Raw genomic sequence first — 22,569 nt, forward strand, 5'->3', positions numbered from 1 at the left:
GGTTATTCCCAGTTGCCCAGGTCGGCGCTGTAGCCTTCGCCGCCGGGTTGGCCGTCCTGACCGTAGAAGATCAGGTCGAACGCGCCGTGCTCGCCGGGGAAGCGATAGCCAAAGGCATGGCCGAACGGGTCCTTGAGATCCGACGGCTTGGCGTACGGCCCGGCCCAGCCGGCGGTATTACCCGGTTTGTCGACCAGTTGCTGCAGGGACTTTGGCGGCGAGCCGACGTCCAGGCCGTAGCTTTCGATTTTCATGCTCAGGCTGGCCAGTTGCGCCTTGCCCGCGCCGTACTTGCCCTTGTCGACATTGCCGCCGACCTGGCGCACCACGATGGTCGCGACGATGCCCAGCAGCACGATCACGGCGAGCATTTCCAGCAGGGTAAAACCGCCCTGGCGGCGGGCGGACTTGAATCGGGTATGGCGCATCAGCTTGCTTCCTTAAGGGTTCATATATTGCTGGTGAGGCTCATCAGCGGCAGCATGATCGCGAGCATGATCACCGCCACCAGCACTGCCATGACCACGGTCAGCGACGGCACCAGCGCGGCAAGCAGGCGGTCAATGCCGCGCTTGGCCTCGACGTCGAACACATCGGCGACCTTGAGCAGCATGCTGTCGAGTTCGCCGGCCTGTTCGCCGACTTCAATCATTTGCAGCGCCAGGTCAGGCAGCAACGGTTGCGCCCCAAAGGCGCTGGCCAGGGTGCCGCCGCCCTTGACGGATTCGGCGGCCTGGGCGACTTGCGCTTGCAGCGCGCGGTTGGTGCAGACCTGCCGCGCGATCACCAGCGCTTGCAGCAGCGCCACGCCGTTGCTCAGCAAGGTGCCGAGGGTACGCGTCAACCGCGCCGCTTCGACCCGCTGCAGCAGCGGGCCGATCACTCGAATGCCCAACACGCGGCGGTCGTAACGTTCACGGCGCTGCGGATCACGCAGGCGTGCGGCCAGCGTCCAGACCATCACGATCAACCCGGCAAACACGGCCAGGCCGTAGGCACCAAGAAACTGGCCGAGCCCGAGGATCACTTCGGTGATCAGCGGGATGGGCACGCCCAGATCCTTGAAGATCGGTACGAACTGCGGCACCACATAGGCCAGCAGCAGCGCCAGCGAGCCGAGCACGCCGACCACCAGAAAGGCTGGATAGATCAGCGCGTTGATCACTTCGCCGCGCAGTAATTGGCTGCGCTCCAGGTAGTCACTGAGCTGGCGCAGGGTGTTTTCCAGGGCGCCGCCCGCCTCGCCTGCACGCACCATGCTCAGGTACAGCGGCGAGAACTGGCTGCCCTCTTCTTCCAGCGCTTTGGATAACGGCTGGCCGGCTTTTACCTGTTCGCGGATCCGCTCGATCAACGCGCGGGTCTGCGGCTGGCCAGGTTGCTTGAGCAGGATGCCCAGCGAGCGCTCCAGCGGCTGGCCGGCGCCCAACAGCGTGGCCAGTTGCTGGGTGAAACTGACCAGCGCCGCGCCGTTCAACTGGCCACGCCCAAAAGCATTGCGCAGCCCTTGCGCGCCGGCGGCGTCAACCTGCAACACCAGCAACCCGCGCTTGTGCAGCAGGGCGACGGCGGCGTCCTGGTCCTTGGCTTCGAGTGTGCCGTTTTGCGCGGCGCCCTGGCTGTCGAGGGCGCGGTATTTGAACAGGCTCACGCGCCCTCCCCGCGGGTCACGCGCAGTACTTCTTCCAGCGAGGTCACGCCGGCGACAGCCTGGCGCAGGCCTTCCTCATGCAAGGTGCGCAGGCCGCCACGGCGGGCGGCGGCTTCCAGGGTGGCGGCGTCGGCCTGGCGCATCAGCAGGCTGCGCAGTTCTTCATTCATCACCAGCAATTCGGTGATTGCACTGCGGCCGTGGTAACCACCGCCCGGCGCATCGGCACGCGGGCGATAGAGCATGATCGGGCGTTGATCGGTAAAGCGATCCAGGCCATGCTCGGCGATCAATTCGGGCGGTGCTGCGAAGGCTTCGCGGGTGGCTGGGTCAAGGCGGCGCACCAGGCGCTGGGCCAGGATGCCATTCACGGTGGACGCAATCAGGTAGCTCTCCACGCCCATGTCGAGCAGCCGCGTGATACTCGCCGCCGCACTGTTGGTGTGCAGGGTCGACAGCACCAAGTGGCCGGTCAGGGAGGACTGGATGGCGATGCGGCAGGTTTCCAGGTCACGGATCTCACCGATCATGATCACGTCCGGATCCTGGCGCACGATCGAGCGCAGCGCACCGGCAAAGTCCAGGCCGATGGCCGGTTTGACCTGGATCTGATTAATCCCCTCAAGCTGATATTCCACCGGGTCTTCAACCGTGATGATCTTGCGCTCGGCGGTATTGAGCCGTGACAGCGCGGTGTACAGCGTGGTGGTCTTGCCTGAGCCGGTCGGGCCGGTGACCAGCAGAATCCCGTGCGGCCGCTCCAGCACTTCAAGGAAGGTTTGCAGGCGTTGGCCGTCGAACCCCAGGCTCTGGAAATCAAACTGCACGGTCTGCCGATCGAGCAGACGCATCACCACCGACTCGCCAAAACTGGTGGGCACCGTGGACACCCGCAGGTCGAGTTCCTTGCCCTGGATGCGCAGCATGATCCGCCCGTCCTGGGGCAGGCGCCGTTCGGCAATGTCCAGCCGCGCCATGATCTTCACCCGCGAAATCACCGCGGCCGACGAGCTCGACGGCGGCGCCTCGGCCTCGTGCAGCACGCCATCGATGCGGTAGCGCACCTTGAGCTGGTTTTCGAAGGGTTCGATATGAATGTCCGAGGCGCGATGTTCCACCGCGCGCTGCAGGATCAGGTTGACCAGGCGAATCACCGGCGCTTCGGAGGCCATGTCCTTGAGGTGTTCAATGTCTTCCAGCGCACCGCTCTGCTCGTCGAGGTTTTCGATCAGCGTGCCCATGGCCGAGCGACCCTGGCCGTAGTAACGCTCGATCAGGGTTTCGACCTCGTTGCGCGGGCCAACGGCCAGCCACACCGGTACGCCGCAGGCATAGGCCATGGCCTGGAACGGATAGACCAGCGCCGGGTTCGCTGCCAGCACCCGCAGGCCACCCTGGCTCCAGCCCACGGGCACCACCTGGTAGTGGCGCATAAAGCGCTCGGTCAACACGGGCAAAGGGTCGAGCAACGGTGGCGCGGCGTCGGCCAACAGCAGCGGAGCGCCGAGCAGGTCAGCCCAGGCGCGGGCCAGTTCGACTTCGGAGACCAGCCCCAGACGGGTCAGCAGGCCGAGTAATTCAGTCTCGCCGCCCTCCTGGGACAGGCGCCGGGCGCGCTCCAGGTCCACGGTTTTCAACCCGGCCTGTTGCATCAGCCACGCGCAGACCTGTTCGGTATCCGGGACGTGCATCTGGCAGGCATCGATGGGCGTTGCGGGACTGTGCATGGGTAGCTATCTGAGGGGCAATGTTCTACAGGACTGTGGGAACCCCTTGTGGGAGGGGGCTTGCCCACTCCCACAAGGGGACCACGTTTCCAAGTTAGTTCGAGGTCTTCGGCGCGGCCTGGCTGCCATTCAACGGTCGGCCACCCTTGGTGGTTTCGGCTTTCTGCTTTTTCGCGGCCTTGGCGTCGTGGGTCTGGGTCAACACGGTGGAATCGGTAGCACCCGACGTCGCATCGGCGTCGGTGGATTCAGCCGCCATGGCTGCGCCACTCAATGCAACGCCCAGCACGAGGCCGGCACCCAACAGGGACATTTTCATAAAGATTCTCCAGTTCAAAAACAGCGTACTGCTCAGATGGCGCCTTGAATTCGATCAAGACCCTACACCAAAGCGTTGTGTATGACAGCTTGTATAAAACATGGCCTTTTAGAACTACCGAGCAAAGCCACTAGTTCGCCATGCCGCCATATATTTTCTTAAACCAATCGACTGGTAGGTTTAGCCTTAGTTCCAAAACGTAATGAAATATTTCTAATTTCACGCAAAAATTAGCTTTTGTTTGACTTATAACCGCAAGAATTGCCTTAATTATGCGGTTTTTGCGGTTCAAAACGCCATCGCGTGATGCCACTTAGACACTATTCATAACAACAAAAAATACAATTATTAAACTTTTAATACTGCGAAATCCGCCAAGTAGTTGCAATTAGCCATCGGTTAAAAATTGCGATCAAGGCGAACTATTGCCCGTAAAAAAGTGACGAGCGTGTTGTGTGATGCGCGCGTTTTGGCGCCCTATTTTGATTAACAGTTGTCGGAGAAACCCCATGAACAAACGCAAGATAATCGGTGCGCAGTCGGCATTTGCCCTGCTGGCACTGGCCGTGTCCCAGGTGCACGCGGCCACCAGCCCGGCCCTGGATGAAGGCCGGGTGAGCCGCGCAGAAAAGGCTGCGGACAAAACCCTGGCGAAGATGACCATGGAAGAAAAACTCGCCTACATCGGCGGCACCGGCGGTTGGGACGTCAAGCCACTGACCCAGTACGGCATCCCGCAGATCCACGGTGCCGATGGCGGCGTCGGCGTGCGCTACACCAGTGAAGGCAACGCGCAGGGCGTGGTGTACCCGTCAGGGCCGAACCTGGCAGCCAGCTGGAACCCGCGTCGCGCCATCGACCTGGGCCGTGCCCTGGGCTATGACACCGCCAGTGGCGGTTATCAGTTCGTCACCGGCCCCGGCGTGAACCTGTATCGCATGCCGTACAGCGGCCGTGCGTTCGAGTATTTGTCCGGTGAAGACCCCTTCCTCGGCGCCAGCCTGGGGCCTGCGGTCATCAACGGCATTCAGTCGCGCGGGGTGTGGGCCAACGCCAAGCATTTCGCCGCCAACGACCAGGAAAGCAACCGCTTCCACCTCAACGAAACCATCAGCGAGCGCGTGCTGCGCGAGATGACCTTGCCGCCTTTCGAGTCCGCCTCGAAGAACAGCAAAGTCGCAATGATGATGTGCGCGTTCCAGAAGGTGAACGGCGAGTTCGCGTGCCAGAACAAGCACCTGATGCGCGACATCCTGAAGACCGAATGGGGCTATCCAGGCTTCGTCCAGAGCGACTACAACGCGGTGGTCGACGGCTTGCCGGCGGCACAGGCGGGCACGGACCTGGACATGATGGGCTACCAGATGAACAGCACCGTCCTCAAGCCGTACCTGGACAGTGGCGAGCTGAGCAGCGCGACCATCGATGACAAGGTGCGCCGCATCCTCAAGCAGATCTACCTGTACAAGTTCGACAGCAAAGCCCCGCTGACCAGCCACAACATGAACAGCGCCACCAGCAACCGCACGGCGCTGAATGCCGCTCGCGAAGGCATCGTGCTGCTGAAAAACCACAACAGCCTGCTGCCGCTGGACGCGAAGAAGGTCAAGCGCATCGCCGTGGTCGGCACCCTGGCCAAGTACGCGCCGCCGACCGGTTTCGGCAGCGCCAACGTCATGGCTGCCAACTACATCAGCGAGCTGAGCGGCCTGCAGCAACTGGCGCCGGGCGCCAAGGTCGAGTTCATCGACGGGCTGTCGCTGGACCCGGCCACCTCCAGCTGGACCCATGCCGACAGCAATGGCAACAGCGTCAAAGGCCTGAAGACCGAGTTCTTCAGCAACACCAACTGGTCCGGTGACCCGGCTGCCAGCCGTACCGATACGCATGTCGACCTCGACTGGTCCACCGACAGCCTGCCGGTGAACGGCGATACCGCCGCCACGTCGATTCGCTACAGCGGCCAGATCACCCCGACCGTCAGCGGCGAACAGGTGTTCAAGATCCGCGCCGACGGTGCGGTGCGCCTCTACGTCAACGGCAAGAAAGTCCTCGACAACGGCGACGGCAAGCCGCTGCCGAACAACAGCATTCCGCCGACCATCCCGGTGTTCGCCAAGGTCAATCTTGAAGCCGGCAAACCGGTCGACATCAAGCTGGAATATTCGCGCCGCAACGGCTACCTCTCCACCATGGGCGGCCTGGTTGGCGTGCAGATGAGCTGGGCGTCGTTGGTTGCGCCACAGGACCTGGCCGAGTACGACGCCGTACTGGTGGCAGCCGGCAACAGCAATGAATACGAAGGCGAAGGCTTCGACCACAGCTTCGACCTGCCGGAATACCAGAATCTGCTGATCCAGAGCATCGCGAAGGTCAACCCGAACACCGTGGTCACGCTGCACGGCGGCACGGGCTTGAAGATGAGCGACTGGATCGACCAGGTGCCGGCCGCACTGCACGCGTTCTACCCTGGGCAGAACGGCGGCCAGGCGCTGGCGGAGATCCTGCTGGGCAAGGTCAACCCGTCGGCCAAGCTGCCGATCAGCATCGAGCGCAACATCGAAGACAACCCGATCTACGCGACTTTCCCCAAGTTCGACAATCAGGAAACCCTGAGCGAGATGAGCTACAAGGACGACCTGTTCCTGGGCTATCGCGGCTACGAGAAGAAGGGCATCAAGCCGCTGTATCCGTTCGGCTATGGCTTGTCGTACACCACCTTCGGCTACAGCAACATCAGCGTCAGCCCTGGCGTGGCAGTGGCCGGTGCGCCGATCAAGGTGTCGTTCGATCTGGCCAACACCGGCAAGGTCGCAGGTGCCGAAGTCGCCGAGCTGTACGTGGGCCAGAACAACCCGAAAGTCGAACGCGCGATCAAGGAGCTCAAGGGCTACAAGAAAGTGTTCCTCAAGCCTGGCGAGAGCAAGCGCGTGACCATTGAGCTCAATGATCGCTCGCTGGCCTACTACGATGTGGCCAGCAAGCAGTGGGTGGTGGATGCCGACAGCTTCAACCTGTCGGTGGGCGCTTCGTCCCAGGACATCCGCCTGAACGCCAAGCTGGTCAACCCGTTCCGCCAGGAACTGTCGACCACCACCAGCAACCCGCTGCCGCGCTCTGCGCTGAACTCGACACTGCGTGAATCGACGGTTAAAACCGGCGGGGTGCTGCATCAGAATGAAGGTGACAGCGGCACCAGCGACGGTGATGGCTACGACATGAGCGATGACAGCACCCAGGGCAGTGCTGCCGGTAACTAAGGCGCACGCGGTCTAGTGTGGGAGCGGGCTTGCTCGCGAAGGCGCTGTTTCAGTCACTGCAGGTGCTGGCTGAACCACCGCTTTCGCGAGCAAGCCCGCTCCCACATTTGACCGTGTCAGGCCTTAGACCCTGATCGCCGCATCAACCCGCGCGATGTAGGTATCGAACCGCGCCACCAGGTCCACCTGCTCCGGAAAACGCAGCCACTGGATCTGCAGGCCATCCATCATGGCCAGGATTTCTTCCACCAGCCCGGCAATGTCGACGTCGCTGCGCACCTCCCCCGCCGCCACCAGGTCGGCAAACTGCCCCTGTAAACGACGTTGTATCCCCGCATAGCGCTCCTGGAACCAGGCCCACGCCGGTTGCGTATCGAGCAGGCTTTCCGCATTCAAAATAGTGAACGCGCGCACCACGCCGGGCGCGGTGGCATTCGAGCGGTTGATCGCGCGCAGGCTGCCGAGCAACCCGGACAACGACTTCTCGGCGCGGACTTCATCGGCAATGCGTTGGTTGGCTTCGTCACGACGTTGCAGCACGCCCATCAACAACGAAATCTTGCTGGGGAAGTGATGCAGCAGGCCGGCCACGGAGATGCCGACAATCGCCGCCACCTGGGCCACGGAGGCGCCGCTGTAGCCTTCCAGAGAGAACACCTGCAAGGCCGCGTCCAGCAGCTCTTCGCGGCGTTTTTCACCCTTGGGTGCGCGGCGGGTTTTGGGGGCTGGTTCGGTCATGGGAACATCCTTGTGGGCAGGCTTGCACCGTATCCAAATTGCCCCCGGGCCGCAAATAAAGCTCAGGCGCTTTCGCGTTCGATCAGGCGGCAGTCCAACAGGTTCAAGCGCTGTACCTCATCATCCACCGCCAGCACCCCAAGGCTTTCCAGGACCCGGGTGGCCGCCAGCACGCCGATTTCCAAGGCTGGCGGCTTGATGGTGCTCAGGCTCGGCAACAACATTTCAGCAAACGGGTAATCCCCAAAACCGAGCACCGCGCAGTCCTGGGGGATCTTCAACCCGGCACGCTGCCCAGCCAGCAGGCCACCGGCGGCCAGGTTGTCATTGGCGAAGAAGATCGCGTCGGGCGGCGTGGCATGGCGCATCAGCACGTCCATCGCCTGTTTGCCCGCCTCGAAGGGCGCGCGGTCGGCGTCGGGGGCGAACACCCAGGGTTGCACGCCCAGTTCCTTGAGGGTCGCGGCGAAACCATCGCCGCGCTCCTGGGCACTGAAGTCCCCAGGCACGCTGTTGTGCACGAAGGCGATGCGCCGATAACCCTTGCCGTGCAGGTAGCGGGCGGCGGTGACGCCGACTGCGTAGTGGGAAAAGCCGATCTGCAACGGCTCGCGTTGGGGCACGTAGTCCCACGTCTCCACCACCGGGATATCGGCGTCGGCGATCATCTTTTCGGTGCCTGCGCTGTGGAAGCGGCTGGTCAGCACCAGCGCTGCCGGCGACCAGCCGAGAAACGCGCGCACGGCACTTTCTTCCTGTTCCGCGCTGAAGTAACTCGACGCCAGCAACAGCTGATAACCATGGCGGCTGAGGGTGTCGCTGAAACCCTGGATGGTGTTGGCGAAAATCGGCCCGGAGATGTTCGGGATCACCATCGCCACGATCCTGCCCCGCGCCGACGCCAGCCCGCCAGCCACCAGGTTAGGCACGTAACCCAACTCGGCCACCACCTCGGCGATCCGCTCGCGCCGCTCGTGCGAGACCTGCTCCGGTTGGTTGAAATAGCGCGACACGGTGATCGCCGAGACCCCGGCCTGGCGGGCCACGGTATTCAAGGTGACGCGCCCGGCGCCACGGCGTTTGCGCGGTTTGTCTTCGCTCACGGGAGGTTCCTGTTAAAAACCAAAAAGAATATAGGGCTAATTTTTTAGTATTTGACGCTCTAAACCAGACCTACCAATAATGCCGATGTTAGCGCTAACAAGGCGCGTTGTCTGCTACTCGCTCGAGCGAATGCCAAAGACAGTTTCACAGGCGCTGACGGTCGCAAGAACCGCAGCGGTTCAGGGCATTCTTTTCGAGCGGACACAGCATGCACAAACACACGCACCTATTATTTCTCGCCGGTTTGACCGCGCTCCCGATAGCCGGCGCCGTTGCCGCCGACGAGCCGGAAGCCACCCTCAAACCGGTCACCGTCACCGCGACCCGCCGTGAAGAGTCGCTGCAAAAAGTCCCGGTGGCCGTCTCCGTACTCGATGGCGAACAACTGGAGCGCGACAATCGCAACGGCGTGGCGAGCATCGCGCAACAAGTGCCGTCGCTGAACTTCCGCACCGGCGCCTCGAACAAGGACACCTCGCTGTTCGTGCGCGGCGTGGGCACTATCTCCACCTCCCCCGGCGTGGAGCCCACGGTGGCTACGGTGATCGACGGCGTGGTCTACGCCCGCCCCGGCCAGGCCACTCTCGACCTGCTGGACCTGGAACGCATCGAAGTGCTACGCGGCCCCCAAGGCACGTTGTTCGGCAAGAACGCCTCGGCCGGCGTGCTGAATATCACCAGCAAGGCGCCCACCGCCGAGACCCACGGCTATATCGACCAGGCCTACTACAGCGGCAATGAAAGCCGCACCCGGTTCGGCATCGGCGGCAGCCTGGTGCCGGATGTGCTCAAGGGCTCGGTGAGCACGCTGTTCGGCAGCTACGACGGCAATGTCGATAACAGACACAACGGCCAGGAGGTCAACGGCTACAACCACAAGGGCATTCGCGGCAAGTTGGAGTTCACCCCCAACGACGACGTGAAACTGACGCTGATCGCCGACTATATGCAGTCCCATGACGACGCGCCGAACGGTGTGGTGAGCAAATCCCTGACCCCAGCTTTCACCAACGCGCTGAGCCCGGTGCGCGCCTCCAGCGACAACCGCGACATCAACACCGACACCCGCAGCCACGTGGAAGACACCAACAAGGGCCTGTCCGCCCAGCTGGACTGGAACCTCGGCGACTACACCCTGACCTCGATCACCGCCTGGCGCGGCTGGGACAACACCCAGTACCAGGACGGCGACCGCCTCGGCACGGTAACCGCCGCTTTCCCCGGCACCGCCGATAAAGGCGAGCTGGCCTTCGACCAGTACTCCCAGGAACTGCGCCTGGCCTCGCCCAAGGGTGAGCTCCTGGAGTACGTCGGCGGCCTGTTCTATATGCACGGCAAGGACCAAGAGACCTACCAGCGCACGCTTACCACCACCACGCGCACCGACCGTGGCATCGCCGACTACAGCACCACCAGCGACAGCTACGCAGTGTTCGGCGAGACCACGCTGAATTTCACCTCGCGCTTTCGCGGCATTGCCGGCCTGCGCTACACCCATGACGACTTGAAATACGATCACCGCCGCGTCTCCACCTCGGCTACCACCGTCAGCGGCATTCAGCCGGCCACCTTCAGCTCGGGCTCGGTGGATGAGGATGGCTGGTCCGGCCGGCTCGGCGTGCAATACGACCTGACCGATACCGTCACCAGCTACCTCACCTACTCGCGTGGCTACAAGGGCCCGGCCTACAACGTGTTCTTCAATATGCAGCCGCGCGACACCGACGCGCTCAAGCCGGAAACCTCCAATACCTGGGAAGCCGGGATCAAGGCCACCGCCTGGAATAACCGCCTGACCACTAACCTGGCGGTATTCCACAGCGACTACGACAACTACCAGGCCAACTTTTTCGACACGGTGGCCGGCCAGGTCGTGACGCGCCTGATCAACGCGGGCAGTGTCAGCACCGAAGGCGTCGAGCTGGATTACGCCCTGCAAGCCACCCAGCAACTCAAGCTCTCCGGCGCCCTGGCCTACACCCGTGCGCGCATCGACGAGTTCGCCTGCCCGGCGGGCGCGGCGGCCACCTGCAACGTGAATGGCAAGCCCCTGCCCTACAGCCCGGACTGGAAAAGCTACGTGCGCGCCGATTACAGTATCCCGCTGGATAACGGCCTGGACATCGAACTGGGCACCGACTACAGCTGGCAGAGCGAAGTGCAATACGACATCAGCCAGAACGTCGACACCAAGCAAGGCGCCTACGGCATCTGGAACGCCAGCGTGGCCCTGGCCGACTACAGCAACGGCTGGCGCGTGGCCTTCCTGGCCAAGAACCTCGCCGACAAGTCCTACTCGCCACTGCTGGCCAGCGGCGGCAACTACATCTACCGCGCCGTGCCCCGTGACGATGAGCGTTACTTCGGCGTGCAACTGCGCAAGGATTTCTAGCATGAGCCGTCAACTGAAACTCGGCGCCTTCCTCATGGCCACCGGGCACCACGTCGCCGCCTGGCGCCACCCGGACGTGCCGGCGAATGCCGGGCTGGATTTCGCCCAGTACAAACACCTGGCGCGCGTGGCCGAAGCGGCCAAGTTCGACGCGTTGTTCGTGGCCGACAGCATCGCTGCCGCCACAGGCGAAATTGCCAGCCAGATGGCGCGCTCGGATTATTTCGAGCCGCTCACCCTGCTTTCGGCATTGAGTGCAGTGACCGAGCATATCGGCCTGATCGCTACGGCCACCACCAGCTACAACGAGCCCTACCATGTAGCGCGTAAATTCGCCTCGCTGGATCACCTGTCCGGTGGGCGCGCAGGCTGGAACCTGGTGACCTCGGACGCCGCCGCCGAAGCGCAGAACTTCGGCCGCGACGAGCACTTGGGGCATGGCGAGCGCTACAGCCGCGCGCGTGAATTTCATCAGGTGGTGACGGGGCTTTGGGACAGCTGGGAGGATGACGCCTTCATCCGCGACAAGGCCAGCGGCACCTACTACGACTCGGCCAAACTGCATGTGCTGGACCATGTGGGCGAACACTTCCGGGTCAAGGGCCCGCTGAACGTCGCCCGCTCGCCCCAAGGCCAACCGGTGATCGTGCAGGCGGGCTCTTCAGAGACAGGGCGTGAACTGGCCGCGCAAACCGCCGAGGTGGTGTTCACCGCGCAGACCTCGCTGGCCAATGCCCAGGCGTTTTATGCCGACCTCAAGGCGCGCTTGGGCCGCTATGGACGTGAGCCGGATTCGCTGAAAATCATGCCCGGCGTGTTTGTGGTGGTCGGCGCCACCGAGGCCGAGGCCCAGGCGAAATTCGAAGGGTTCCAGGCCCTGGTCGAACCCGAAGTGGGGGTGGCGCTGCTGGGGCGCATGCTGGGTAATTTCGACCTGTCCGGCTACCCGCTGGACGGGCCGTTGCCGCAGTTGCCATTGACCGACAGCGGCCAACGCAGCCGTCAGCAGTTGCTCAGTGAATTGGCCGACCGTGAGCAACTGACGCTGGCGCAATTGGGCCGTCGGATTGCCGGCGGCCGCGGGCATTACAGCCTGATCGGCACGCCGACGCAGATTGCCGATGAGCTGCAGCGCTGGTTCGAGCAGGGGGCCGCGGATGGCTTCAATATCCTGGTGCCGCACTTGCCGGGCGGGCTGGAAGATTTCGCCGAGTGGGTGGTGCCCGAGTTGCAACGACGCGGCCTGTTCCGTACCGAATACACCGGCAGTACCTTGCGTGAAAACCTCGGTTTGGCGCGCCCCGCCAATCGCTTCAAAAAGGATGATGCATGAACATTCGAGCCCTGATGCTGGCACTGCTGGCCGTGACGCATACCGCCCTGGCAGCCGACCCCGCCACCCTGCGCATCGGCTACCAGAAAGGCTCCATCGCCCTGGTGCTGGCCAAGGAGCACGGCCTGCTGGAGCAACGCTTCCCCCACACCGAGGTAAAGTGGATCGAATTCCCCGCCGGCCCGCAGATGCTCGAAGCCCTCAACGTCGGCGCCCTGGACGTGGGTTCGACCGGCGATATCCCACCGCTGTTCGCCCAAGCGGCCGGAGCAGACCTGGTCTACATCGGCGCCGAACCGCCCAAGCCTACGGCGGAAACCATCCTGGTGCGCAACGACAGCCCGCTGCATTCGGTGGCCGATTTGAAAGGCAAGAAAGTCGCCTTCCAGAAAGGCTCCAGCTCCCACAACCTGATCCTGCGCGCGCTGAACAAAGCCGGCCTGAACTATAAGGACATCCAGCCGGTGTACCTGCCACCCGCCGATGCCCGCGCCGCGTTCGAGCAAGGCAGCGTGGATGCCTGGGCCATCTGGGAACCCTACTCCTCCCTCGCCCTGAGCCAGAGCCCCAGCCATGTGCTGGCCAACGGTGAAGGCCTTGGCTTGTCAGGGCCGGTGTACACCGCGCGGCGTGAGTATGCCAAGGCCAACGACGGGTTTATCGATGATTTGCTCGGCGAACTGACAGAGGCCGAAGCACTGACCCGCAGCCAGCGCGAAGACAGCCTGCGCGTGCTGACCCGGTTCATGGGCCTGCCCAGCGAGGTGATCGCACGCTACATGGATAACCGCCCGCCTTCGCCGATTTTGCCGATTGACGACAAGATCATCCAGGCGCAGCAGGCGACGGCGGATCTGTTCTACCAGAATCGCCTGCTACCCAAGGCCATTGATGTGAAAACGGCCGCGTGGCGCTCTCAAGCCAGATGAAGTCAAAAATGTGGGAGGGGGCTTGCCCCCGATGGCGGAGTGTCAGTCAATACATTAGATGATTGGCACACCGCTATCGGGGGCAAGCCCCCTCCCACATTTTGAACTATGTCAGGCCTGAAGCCGGGTGCTCTTTTCGACCGCGCACATCGGTGTACCCGGCACCGGTTCCAGTAGGATCTGCACCTGCACCTCAAACACCTGCCGATTGACGATAAGATCATCCAGGCGCAGCAGGCTACGGCGGATCTGTTCTACCAGAATCGCCTGCTGCCCAAGGCGATTGATGTGAAAACGGCCGTGTGGCGCTCTCAAGCCAGATGAAGTCAAAAATGTGGGAGGGGGCTTGCCCCCGATGGCGGAGTGTCAGTCAATACATTAGCTGATTGGCACACCGCTATCGGGGGCAAGCCCCCTCCCACATTTTGAACTATGTCAGGCCTGACGCCGGGTGCTCTTTTCGACCGCGCACATCGGCGTAGCCGGCACCGGTTCCAGTAGGATCTGCACCTGCACCTCAAACACCTGCCGATTGACGATAAGATCATCCAGGCGCAGCAGGCGACAGCGGATCTGTTCTACCAGAATCGCCTGCTACCCAAGGCCATTGATGTGAAAACGGCCGTGTGGCGCTCTCAAGCCAGATGAAGTCAAAAATGTGGGAGGGGGCTTGCCCCCGATGGCGGAGTGTCAGTCAATACATTAGCTGATTGATACACCGCTATCGGGGGCAAGCCCCCTCCCACATTTTGAACTATGTCAGGCCTGAAGCCGGGTGCTCTTCTCCACCACGCACATCGGCGTAGCCGACACCGGTTCCTGCAGGATCTGCACCTGCACCTCAAACACCTGCCGCATCAACTCCACACCAATCACCTCCCCCGGCGCGCCATGCGCCACTAGCCTGCCGCCCTGCATCACCGCCAAATGGTCGGCGTAGCGGCAGGCCTGGTTGATATCGTGGAGCACGGTGATCACGGTCTTGCCTTCGGCGGCCAGTTCGCGCATCAGGTCGAGCAGTTCGACCTGATGGCTGATGTCGAGGTAAGTGGTGGGTTCGTCCAGCAAAACCACGGGTGCGTTCTGGGCCAGCACCATTGCCAACCAGGCGCGTTGGCGTTGGCCGCCGGATAAATCCGCCAGGGCGCGGTCGGCCAGGCTGTCCAGTTCCAGGCGCTGCATGGCCTGGGTGACGTGGGCCTGGTCGCTGCCGCTCAGGCGTCCCCACAGTGAGTTATGCGGGCTGCGGCCGTAGGCGACCAGTTGGCGCACGCTGACGCCTTCGGGCACCGGCAGCACTTGGGGCAGAAACGCGATCTGGCGTGCCAGTTCGCGCGCGGACAAGGTGCTGTACGCCTGGCCATCGAGCGTCAACTCGCCGCCCAAGGGTTTTAGAATCCGCGCAAACGCCTTGAGCAAGGTGGACTTGCCACAGCCGTTGGGCCCGATCAGCGCAGTGACCTTGCCGGCCGGCGGCGCAAACGAAAGGCCTTGCACGATGCGGGTGCCGCCGTAGCCGATATCGACCTGGCTGGCCTGGAGAATAGTCATGTCATCAACCCTTGAAGCGTGCCAGCAACCAAAGAAAATACGGCGCACCAATCACCGCCGTGAGCACCCCGGCGGGGATTTCGCTGGGCGCGATCAGCGTGCGCCCGAGGGTGTCGGCCAATACCAGCAGCAGCGCGCCGATCAGCATCGCGGCCGGCAGCAGGTACTGGTGATGCCCGCCCACCAGGCGCCGTGCCATGTGCGGCGCGACCAGGCCGATAAAACCAATCGGCCCGATCACGCCCACGCCCAGGCTGGTGAGCAACACCGCGCAGAACATCGCCAGCCAACGCGTACGGTTCAGCGCAGTGCCGAGGCTGTGCGCCGCCTCATCGCCCAAGGCGATCAGGTTCAACGGCTTGGCCAGGCACAACCCCAGCGGGATCAGCAGCAGAAACGGCAGCACCAACGCCACGTGGTGCCAGTTGCGGCTCCACAGGCTGCCGGTGAGCGCGAGCAAGGCGGTGTTGATATCCAGCGGGTGGGACAGGATCAGAAACTCGGTGACGCTGGCCAAGGTCACCGCAATCGCCACCCCGGACAGCGCAAAGCGCACGCCGGAAAAACTCACCCCGGTGTTGTACAACGCCTGCAGCAACGCACCGCCAGCGCCGCCCAGGCACGCCACCAGCGGCAGCCAGGCAATCGGCAGCTGCGGCCAGCTGATGATCGCCACGGTCAGCGCCAAACCGGCGCCTTGGGTCACGCCGAGGATCTCCGGCGAGGCCAGCGGGTTGCGGATCACGCCCTGCACAATCGCCCCGGCCAGGCCGAAGGCTGCCCCTGCGAGGATCGCGATCAGGCTGCGTGGCAGGCGGTGGTTCCACACTTCGAAGTCGAGGACGTCATGGGCCAGCAGGCGCTCGAGTACGGTGGCAGGCTTGAGCCACAAAGTGCCGGCGCTGAGGCTGATAAACGTCGCCAGCAGCAACAGGCCGAGCAGCAACCCCAGGCGAAAACGTGGGCGGATCATAGGGCGCGCCTGGCGAGAAAGAGAAAGAACGGTGCGCCGATCAAGGCGGTCACCACCCCGGCCGGGGTTTCCACCGGAAACGCCACGGCGCGGCTGAGCAGGTCGGCGCCGAGTACGATCACCGCGCCCAGCGCCGCACTCAGTGGGATCAGCCAGCGGTAGTCGTTACCGAGAAACTGACGCAGGATATTCGGCGCGATCAGCCCGACAAACCCAATCGGCCCCACCGCGCAGACGCTTGCCCCCACCAGCAACAGGCTGGCGAAAAACACCTGCAGGCGCAGGCTGGCGATGCCCACACCCAAGGAGCGCGCGGCGTCTTCGCCGAGGTTGATCAGGTTCAAGCGCGGCGCACACCACAGTGCCCATAGGCCGCCAACCAGGGTGCACGGCCAGAGCAATTGCACCTGCGCCGCGCCGACGTTGGCCAGGGAACCGGCCAGCCAGTTCAACACGCTTTGCGCCTGGGCCTCGACCAGAATCACCGTGAGCCGGGTAAGCGCGGCACACAGCGCCGCCACGGCGACACCGGCCAATACCAGGCGACCTTGGGCAGTGGTCGGCGACCAGGCACCGCCGAGGCTGAACACCGTGATCCAGGCCAACGCGCCCCCCAGGCAGGTCATCAACAACGCGCCGCCGGCAAAGGGTGGCGCGACCAACCCGGTGGAAAACAATGCGAGCCCCAGCGCCGCCCCCGCCGTCACGCCAAACAGCGACGGCGAGGCCAGGCGGTTGCGCGTAATGCCCTGCATCAACGCACCGGCGAGGCCGAGGCACGCGCCCACCAGGGCGGCACACACGGCACGAGGCACGCGCAACTGGGCGACGATATAAGCCATATTGCCGCCCACGCTGCCCTGATGCACCAGGCCATTCCACGCATCCGTCGCGGTGAGGGTGAACGGCGACCAACTGAACAACGACAGCCAGAACAACACGGCGCCCAGCAGCACAATGCCCACCGCCGCGAGACTACGCCCCATGCCTATTGGCTCAGTACGGCGTTGCCGCCCTTGAGAATCGCCAGGGCGTCCTCGGCGATCTGCTCCGAGGCCAGCACACCACGGTTGCGCGCCCAACTGTCGCCGTCCACTTCAGCCACATGTTTGTTGCGTACCGCGCCGAGCACTTGCCACAGCGGCTGCTTGCTCCAGGTGTCGACAATGCTTGGGCGGCGGTAATGGCCGACCAGCAACCAACCCGGGTCGAGGGCCAGCAGTTGCTCCAGGCTCACAAACTCAGTCGGGGCGGCATTGGCGCGTACGGCCGGGACTTTCAAGCCGATGGCTTGCAACACGCTGCCGGCATAAGAGTCCGGGCCGTGCACGGAGAAGCTGTCTTCACGGGCAACGCCGAACAACACGCTGGCGCCGGCGGGGATCTGCGCGGCAATCTTTTTCAGGTTTTCGCGGTTCTGCGCGATGCGCGCGGCCATCTGCGGGCTTTTGCCCAGGGCCTTGCCGATCAGCTCGGCGGACTTGAGGCTGCCCTCATAGTCCTCGCCACGCGACGGCAGCAACAGGGTCGGCGCAATGCTCGCCAGGTCGCTGTACAGCGCCTGATGGCGGTTGAGGTCGGCGACGATCAGGTCCGGCTTGAGCCGGGCGATTTCCTCGATGCTCGGCTGCGAGCGCAGGCCCACCGATTTCCATTGGCCGATGGCCTGGCGTACACGCGGCAACACGCGGTTGGCATCGCCATCGTCGGCGGCGCCCACCGGGGTCACGTCGACGGCGGCCAGGCTGTCGAGGAAAGAGAACTCCAGCACCACCACACGCTTGGGTGCATCCGGCAGATGTACCGCGTGCTGGCCGTCGTTGAGGTCGATAGGTGCAGCGCTTAATACGCTTGAAGACAATGCCAGGAGGCAGGCGGCAAGGATGGGGATGGAGCGCAGCATTCGCATGACAAGGACCTCGGCGTTAACACACCCCAACTAGACAGGCTGGGGAAAACGGCGGGTACTATTCCATATCGAGGCGATGTGATCAAAAAACATTCTCATTACGATGATGAAGCAGGCCCAGACACTACAAATCAAATGTGGGCGGGGCTTGCCCCCTCCCACATTTTGGATCTGCGCCTACTAGAAATCGACGGTGGCCGACAGCAAGTAGGTACGCGGCGTCGACAAGGTCAGCCCCGGCTCGCTGTCATCCGACGCACCGGCCGAACTCCAGTAGCGCTTATCGGCGACGTTTTCCACGTTGGCGCGCAGGGTGATGTGCTTGTCATCCACCTTGAACGCATAGCGCGCGCCGACATCGATGCGGTTCCAGGCATCGATTTCCTTGACGTTGGAGGTGTCCAGGTACTGCGAGCTGGAGTAGATGCCCCGGCTGGTCAGGGTCAGGCCTTCCAAGGTCGGCACGTCCCACTCGGCGCCGAGGTTGACGTTGTACTTGGGCGTAGCCGGTGCACGGTTGCCGTCGTAGGTACCGTTGGTGGTTTTCTGCAGTTCGCTGTCGATGTACATCACCCCGCCGAGCAGGCGCACGCCCTTGAGCGGCTCCCCGAACACACTCAGTTCCGCCCCGGTGTTCTGGCGCTTGCCGTTGGGGCCGAACACGTTCGTGGTGCTATTAGTTTCATAGGCGGGCTGCTTGATGCGGAACACCGCAGCGGTGACGGCCAAGGCGCCGGCGTCGTATTTGGCGCCGACTTCCACCTGACGGCTGATAAATGGCGGGAAGATTTCATCGTCGTTGTTTGACGTCGACGGCGCGACCTTGCCCTGGCTCAGGCCTTCCATGTAGTTGGCATACAGCGATAGCTTGTCGGTGGCCTTGAACAGCAGGCCGCCGGACGGCGAAATCTTTTCTTCGTCGTACCCGGTCTTGCCTTTGACCCCATTGTTCCAGTCATCCACCTTGACCCGCTGCCAGCGCGCGCCGAGGGTCAGCAACAGGCGGTCGTCGAAAAAACCGAGGGTGTCGGACAATGCTACGCCGCTGAATTTGTTTTCGGTGTAGACCTTCGCATCCTGGCGCGTTGCCGTGGAGGGTGTCAGCGTTTGCACCGGGTTATAGAGATTGCTGCGCCCGTTCGCATAACGTGCACCGCCGTTTTCAAAGTCCATATAGAAGTAGCTGGCGGCAAGGTTGACCTCATGGCTAACCGACCCGGTATGGAACCAGTTACGCACCCCGGCGTTGTAGGTGCGCACGTTTTCATCGCGGGTGAAATCCCGTGGCGACACCACGAAATCCCCCGCCGCGTTGGTCACGGACACTGCATGGCGCAGGAAGTCGTGGTTACTTTTACGTGCGCCCACGCCGCCGTAGAGCATCACGTTATCGCTGAGGTCGTACTCGCCGTTGAACGTGCCGAAGGTGTCGTTGGTGCTGGCCTTGCTCCAGGACTGCGCGTAGTTGCGGCGTACATCGTTGGCGCTGGGCACCGGTGCGGCGGCCGCTACCTGCACACGTTCCTGAGGCGCATCGGTGTCGCGTTCGGTGTGGCCAATGTCGGTAGAAAGGCGCAGGCGCTCGCCACGAAAATCCAGGCCCAGCACGGCCATTTCGCGATCGACGCTCTGGTGGTCCCACTCGGTATCGCCGGACTGTTTCACGCCGTTGAAGCGAATGCCGAACTTGTTGTCCTCGCCAAAACGCCGCCCGATATCCACCGCGCCGCCCGCCTGGCTGTCGGAGGCCCAGTTGCCGGTGAACGAGTTGATGTCCTTGTCGGTGGCGCGCTTGGGCACCACGTTGATCCCGCCGCCCACGCTGCCGCGCGGCGAGATGCCGTTGATCAACTGGGTGGGGCCTTTGAAAATGTCGACGCGGTCGGCCATTTCCATGTCGATGGTGTAGGTCGGCAGCACGCCGTACAGGCCGTTGTAGGCCACATCACTGTTGAACAGGCTGAACCCACGAATGGTGAACTGCTCATAGCGTCCACCGGCCGGGTTGGTGGCGCGTACCGACGGGTCGCTGGCGATCAGGTCGCCGAGGGTGCGCGCCTGCTGGTTTTTCACCGCGTCCTGGGTGTAGGTGGTCATGCTGAACGGCGTTTCCATGAAGTCCCGCGTGCCCAGCAAGCCTTGCGACCCGCGCCGCGCCACTTGGCCACCGGCGTAGGTGTCGCCGTCGTACAGGCCGGTGGTGCCGAGGATCGAGGTCGGCGCCAGCTCCAGGCTGCTGCCATCCGGCGCCGGCACCAGCATGTAGGCGCGTTCACCCATGGGTTGCAGTTGCAGGCCGGAGCCTTGCAGCAAGCGGGCAAAGCCCTCCTCCACACCGTACTCACCGGACAACCCGCTGCTGCTGCGCCCGCTGACCAGCGCCGGATCAACCGACAGATTCACCCCCGACAAGCCGGCAAAACGGGTCAGTGCCGCGCTCAGGCTACCGGCCGGCACCTGATAGCTGCGGCGGGCGGAGGCGTCTTCGGCATAGCTGACAGCGGCGAATAACGGGCTGGCACTGAGGCTCAACATCAAGCTCAGTTTCAGCAACGGGCGCAAGCGCAAAGGTAGAACTGCGGGCATGGGAGGAAGCTCTCGATTTTGTTCACTTGCCTGGAATGACAGGCGAGGTGAAAAAAAGGGACAGGCTTCGACAAATATTTTTAAAAAACTTCAACCGACCGGTACTTCGAGCCCGACTTTGACCCGATCCAGCGCCACCAAGGTCTTGAACCACTTCACATTCGGGTTCTCGGCAAACAGCCGCCCGGCGAGTTCCTGGTACTCCTGCATGCTGGCGACATTCAGCACCAGCACGAAATCCACCTCGCCGGTGACGTAGTAACACTGTTGCACCTGGGGCGCACAGAAACTCGCCTTGGTGGTGGTGAGTGCTTCGATGCTGGTGCGCTCCACGGACACCTCGGCAATGATGGTGATCGGCTTGCCGGCCTTGACCGGGTCGACCACCGCAACATTCGCGGTGATCACCCCACCCTCCTCCAGGCGCTTGAGGCGCCGCTGCACGGCGGCGGTGGACAGGTTGACCTTCTCGGCCAGGGTGCGCAGGGGCAAGGCGTTATCACGCTGCACCAGCGCCAGGATCGACCAGTCGAAGCCATCCAGGTCCAACAGGGAGGAAGCAGGTTTGGCCATTGGCACGCGCTCGACAGGGTGAGAAATTTTATCGAAAACAGCCTCGATTCAGAGACCAATGACGACCGGGACCTCAATACTATCCCAACTCCTTCGGCATGCAGCAATGGAGTGTCCCATGGCGTTTTTGATCCACCTGTCACCGGTGTTGCTGGTGATGTCGATGCTGATGGTATTGCGCCGCCCGCCGGTGCAGGCGGCGATGGCCGGTGCGGGCCTGGTGGCGGTGTTGTGGTTGCTCGATGGCTTTATGGCGAGTGCGGCGCTGGCGGCGTTCAAGGACACGGCGGTGTTGTTTGCCAGCACCGCGCTGGTGATCGTGCCGGGCCTGGCGTTTGTGATTCTGATCGAGCGGATGGGCGTGAACCAGGCGCTGAGCGAGTGGGTACAGGCGCTGGGGTTGAAGCGCGCCGAACTGGTGATGTTTATCGTGCTGGGGCTGGCGCCGTTGCTGGAGGCCATGACCGGCTTCGGCGTATCACTGATCGCCACCGTGCCGTTGTTGCTGAGCCTGTTCGAGCGGCGCATTGCGCTGCGCGTGGCGTTGACCGGGATGGCGATCATGCCGTGGGGCACGCTGGGGTTGGCGACGGTGATCGGCGCGTCCCTGGCCCATGTCGAGGCGTCGACGCTGGCTGCCACCTCGGCGCTGACCAGTGCCCCGGTGTTTATCGCGCTGGCGGCATTGGCATCGTACCTGTGCGGCGTGGGCATCACCCGCGCACTGGTGGGCCTGGGGTTGCTGTTTCTGGCGGTGCTCTACGGGTTGAGCCGTTGGCTGGGCCCGGAGGTGGCCGGGGTGGGTGCGGGGCTGAGCGTTGCCGCCGCGACCTTGCTGCTGGCGCTGTATCGACGCCAGGGTGCAACCGCCCTGGCCTGGCCGCGCAGCGCCTGGCCGTATCTGGCGTTGATCATGTGCATCGTGCTGCTCAAGGGCCTCAACGCGCTGACCCACCTTGAAGACGCCTGGGTAGTGCGCGGCGCGCACGTCGCCTGGAAGCCCCTGGCGTCACCGGGCATCGCCTTGTTGCTGGTGCTGTTGTGGGTTGCTCGCGGCGGTGGCGACCGCCTGCTCGGCGCATTGGCTAGCCGGGCACGGCGGCCGTTGCTGACGATTTTGTGCTTCCTGGCCATGTCACAGATGATGCTCAAGGCCGGCTTCCTCGACGGGCTGGTGCAGGTGCTGAGCGGTTTGCCCGAGATGACGGTGGTGCCGTTGGTGGCGCTATTGGGCGGGCTGTCCGGCTATATGACCGGTTCGAATGTGGGCGGCAACGCGATCTTCATGCCAGCCGTGGCGCTGTTGCCAGAGGCCTCGCGCGGGCTGCTGGCGGCGCTGCAAAACAGCGCGGCCGGGCATGCCGCGCTGGGGTCGCTGTCGATTGTGATGCTGGTCCTCGGGCTGGCCAGGACCAGCCCCGAGGAAGAAGGCCAACTGGTGCGCTTCGGCTTTGGCCTGGCCTGCCTGAATACCGTGCTGGTGGCGCTGGCCGGCTGGGCGTTGCTCGCGGTGCAATAACACGC

The 22,569-nt window shown here is 63.3% G+C and carries 17 protein-coding genes and 2 pseudogenes; 7 read left to right on the plus strand and 12 right to left on the minus strand.

Features of this window, described 5'->3' with window-relative positions; genetic code table 11:
• Nucleotides 1-2: 2 nt before the first annotated feature.
• The 4 genes from gspG to CXQ82_RS20600 form a co-directional block, all read right to left on the minus strand.
• Nucleotides 3-428, minus strand: coding sequence for a type II secretion system major pseudopilin GspG (gene gspG, locus CXQ82_RS20585; RefSeq protein WP_065952958.1), 426 nt, complete (start codon nucleotides 426-428; stop codon nucleotides 3-5).
• A gap of 20 nt (nucleotides 429-448) precedes the next feature.
• A complete protein-coding gene (gene gspF, locus CXQ82_RS20590) occupies nucleotides 449-1,651 on the minus strand; it encodes a type II secretion system inner membrane protein GspF (protein ID WP_101272054.1) in 1,203 nt (400 codons plus the stop codon).
• Nucleotides 1,648-3,342, minus strand: a complete 1,695-nt coding sequence (gene gspE / locus CXQ82_RS20595; protein ID WP_164444925.1) for a type II secretion system ATPase GspE — start codon at nucleotides 3,340-3,342, stop codon at nucleotides 1,648-1,650. Before gspE ends, gspF begins: the two co-directional genes overlap by 4 nt.
• Nucleotides 3,343-3,472: 130 nt before the next feature.
• Entirely contained in the window at nucleotides 3,473-3,697 is a 225-nt protein-coding gene (locus tag CXQ82_RS20600; protein ID WP_101272056.1) for a hypothetical protein, read from the minus strand.
• 509 nt (nucleotides 3,698-4,206) lie between these two features.
• On the opposite strand from CXQ82_RS20600, the gene CXQ82_RS20605 reads away from it, so the two are divergent.
• Complete coding sequence (locus CXQ82_RS20605) at nucleotides 4,207-6,957, plus strand: glycoside hydrolase family 3 protein (RefSeq protein ID WP_101272057.1); 2,751 nt, start codon at nucleotides 4,207-4,209, stop codon at nucleotides 6,955-6,957.
• 123 nt (nucleotides 6,958-7,080) lie between these two features.
• On the opposite strand, the gene CXQ82_RS20610 is transcribed toward CXQ82_RS20605, so the two are convergent.
• Nucleotides 7,081-7,695 carry a TetR/AcrR family transcriptional regulator gene (locus tag CXQ82_RS20610; RefSeq protein ID WP_101272058.1) on the minus strand — a complete coding sequence of 205 codons (615 nt, stop codon included), beginning with the start codon at nucleotides 7,693-7,695 and terminating at the stop codon, nucleotides 7,081-7,083.
• Between the two features lie 62 nt (nucleotides 7,696-7,757).
• Nucleotides 7,758-8,798, minus strand: coding sequence for a LacI family DNA-binding transcriptional regulator (locus CXQ82_RS20615; RefSeq protein ID WP_101272059.1), 1,041 nt, complete (start codon nucleotides 8,796-8,798; stop codon nucleotides 7,758-7,760).
• A gap of 209 nt (nucleotides 8,799-9,007) precedes the next feature.
• On the opposite strand from CXQ82_RS20615, the gene CXQ82_RS20620 reads away from it, so the two are divergent.
• From CXQ82_RS20620 to CXQ82_RS31660, 5 genes and pseudogenes are all read left to right on the plus strand, one after another.
• Entirely contained in the window at nucleotides 9,008-11,191 is a 2,184-nt protein-coding gene (locus tag CXQ82_RS20620) for a TonB-dependent receptor (RefSeq protein ID WP_101272060.1), read from the plus strand.
• A gap of 1 nt (nucleotide 11,192) precedes the next feature.
• Nucleotides 11,193-12,524 carry an LLM class flavin-dependent oxidoreductase gene (locus tag CXQ82_RS20625; RefSeq protein ID WP_101272061.1) on the plus strand — a complete coding sequence of 444 codons (1,332 nt, stop codon included), beginning with the start codon at nucleotides 11,193-11,195 and terminating at the stop codon, nucleotides 12,522-12,524.
• Complete coding sequence (locus CXQ82_RS20630; protein WP_101272062.1) at nucleotides 12,521-13,453, plus strand: sulfonate ABC transporter substrate-binding protein; 933 nt, start codon at nucleotides 12,521-12,523, stop codon at nucleotides 13,451-13,453. Before CXQ82_RS20625 ends, CXQ82_RS20630 begins: the two co-directional genes overlap by 4 nt.
• A 201-nt stretch (nucleotides 13,454-13,654) precedes the next feature.
• Nucleotides 13,655-13,777, plus strand: a pseudogene (locus CXQ82_RS31650) (aliphatic sulfonate ABC transporter substrate-binding protein); the annotation flags it as partial.
• A gap of 201 nt (nucleotides 13,778-13,978) precedes the next feature.
• A pseudogene (locus CXQ82_RS31660) lies at nucleotides 13,979-14,101 on the plus strand (aliphatic sulfonate ABC transporter substrate-binding protein); the annotation flags it as partial.
• A gap of 111 nt (nucleotides 14,102-14,212) precedes the next feature.
• Here the strand turns inward: CXQ82_RS31660 and fecE are convergent.
• The 6 genes from fecE to CXQ82_RS20680 form a co-directional block, all read right to left on the minus strand.
• Nucleotides 14,213-15,004 (minus strand): Fe(3+) dicitrate ABC transporter ATP-binding protein FecE, encoded by a 792-nt coding sequence (fecE, locus tag CXQ82_RS20655; RefSeq protein ID WP_101272063.1) that lies wholly within the window; start codon nucleotides 15,002-15,004, stop codon nucleotides 14,213-14,215.
• A gap of 4 nt (nucleotides 15,005-15,008) precedes the next feature.
• Nucleotides 15,009-15,977, minus strand: coding sequence for an iron chelate uptake ABC transporter family permease subunit (locus CXQ82_RS20660; RefSeq protein WP_101272064.1), 969 nt, complete (start codon nucleotides 15,975-15,977; stop codon nucleotides 15,009-15,011).
• Nucleotides 15,974-16,963: an iron-dicitrate ABC transporter permease FecC gene (gene fecC / locus CXQ82_RS20665; RefSeq protein WP_101272065.1), complete on the minus strand. Its 990-nt coding sequence runs from the start codon at nucleotides 16,961-16,963 to the stop codon at nucleotides 15,974-15,976. The genes CXQ82_RS20660 and fecC overlap by 4 nt, the downstream gene beginning before the upstream one ends.
• 2 nt (nucleotides 16,964-16,965) lie before the next feature.
• A complete protein-coding gene (locus CXQ82_RS20670) occupies nucleotides 16,966-17,880 on the minus strand; it encodes a Fe(3+) dicitrate ABC transporter substrate-binding protein (RefSeq protein WP_101272066.1) in 915 nt (304 codons plus the stop codon).
• Between the two features lie 186 nt (nucleotides 17,881-18,066).
• On the minus strand, nucleotides 18,067-20,472 hold the full coding sequence (locus CXQ82_RS20675) for a TonB-dependent receptor (RefSeq protein ID WP_101272067.1): 2,406 nt from the start codon (nucleotides 20,470-20,472) through the stop codon (nucleotides 18,067-18,069).
• Nucleotides 20,473-20,562: 90 nt separating this feature from the next.
• The gene (locus CXQ82_RS20680) at nucleotides 20,563-21,045 is read right to left on the minus strand and encodes an Lrp/AsnC family transcriptional regulator (RefSeq protein WP_101272068.1); all 483 of its coding nucleotides are present in this window, start codon (nucleotides 21,043-21,045) and stop codon (nucleotides 20,563-20,565) included.
• Between the two features lie 118 nt (nucleotides 21,046-21,163).
• On the opposite strand from CXQ82_RS20680, the gene CXQ82_RS20685 reads away from it, so the two are divergent.
• A complete protein-coding gene (locus CXQ82_RS20685) occupies nucleotides 21,164-22,564 on the plus strand; it encodes an L-lactate permease (protein WP_101272069.1) in 1,401 nt (466 codons plus the stop codon).
• Nucleotides 22,565-22,569: the final 5 nt, after the last annotated feature.

It is taken from the genome of Pseudomonas sp. S09G 359, assembly GCF_002843605.1.
Classification (GTDB): Bacteria; Pseudomonadota; Gammaproteobacteria; order Pseudomonadales; family Pseudomonadaceae; genus Aquipseudomonas.

What these genes read in the sequence shown, in the direction of transcription:
- CXQ82_RS20630 (WP_101272062.1), top strand. Translation starts at nt 12,521, where the DNA reads ATGAACATTCGAGCCCTGATGCTGGCACTGCTGGCCGTGACGCATACC.
- fecC (WP_101272065.1), bottom strand. Translation starts at nt 16,963, where the DNA reads ATGGGGCGTAGTCTCGCGGCGGTGGGCATTGTGCTGCTGGGCGCCGTG.
- gspE (WP_164444925.1), bottom strand. Translation starts at nt 3,342, where the DNA reads ATGCACGTCCCGGATACCGAACAGGTCTGCGCGTGGCTGATGCAACAG.
- CXQ82_RS20620 (WP_101272060.1), top strand. Translation starts at nt 9,008, where the DNA reads ATGCACAAACACACGCACCTATTATTTCTCGCCGGTTTGACCGCGCTC.
- CXQ82_RS20600 (WP_101272056.1), bottom strand. Translation starts at nt 3,697, where the DNA reads ATGAAAATGTCCCTGTTGGGTGCCGGCCTCGTGCTGGGCGTTGCATTG.
- CXQ82_RS20685 (WP_101272069.1), top strand. Translation starts at nt 21,164, where the DNA reads ATGGCGTTTTTGATCCACCTGTCACCGGTGTTGCTGGTGATGTCGATG.
- CXQ82_RS20660 (WP_101272064.1), bottom strand. Translation starts at nt 15,977, where the DNA reads ATGATCCGCCCACGTTTTCGCCTGGGGTTGCTGCTCGGCCTGTTGCTG.
- CXQ82_RS20680 (WP_101272068.1), bottom strand. Translation starts at nt 21,045, where the DNA reads ATGGCCAAACCTGCTTCCTCCCTGTTGGACCTGGATGGCTTCGACTGG.
- CXQ82_RS20675 (WP_101272067.1), bottom strand. Translation starts at nt 20,472, where the DNA reads ATGCCCGCAGTTCTACCTTTGCGCTTGCGCCCGTTGCTGAAACTGAGC.
- fecE (WP_101272063.1), bottom strand. Translation starts at nt 15,004, where the DNA reads ATGACTATTCTCCAGGCCAGCCAGGTCGATATCGGCTACGGCGGCACC.
- gspG (WP_065952958.1), bottom strand. Translation starts at nt 428, where the DNA reads ATGCGCCATACCCGATTCAAGTCCGCCCGCCGCCAGGGCGGTTTTACC.
- CXQ82_RS20625 (WP_101272061.1), top strand. Translation starts at nt 11,193, where the DNA reads ATGAGCCGTCAACTGAAACTCGGCGCCTTCCTCATGGCCACCGGGCAC.
- CXQ82_RS20670 (WP_101272066.1), bottom strand. Translation starts at nt 17,880, where the DNA reads ATGCTGCGCTCCATCCCCATCCTTGCCGCCTGCCTCCTGGCATTGTCT.
- CXQ82_RS20605 (WP_101272057.1), top strand. Translation starts at nt 4,207, where the DNA reads ATGAACAAACGCAAGATAATCGGTGCGCAGTCGGCATTTGCCCTGCTG.
- CXQ82_RS20610 (WP_101272058.1), bottom strand. Translation starts at nt 7,695, where the DNA reads ATGACCGAACCAGCCCCCAAAACCCGCCGCGCACCCAAGGGTGAAAAA.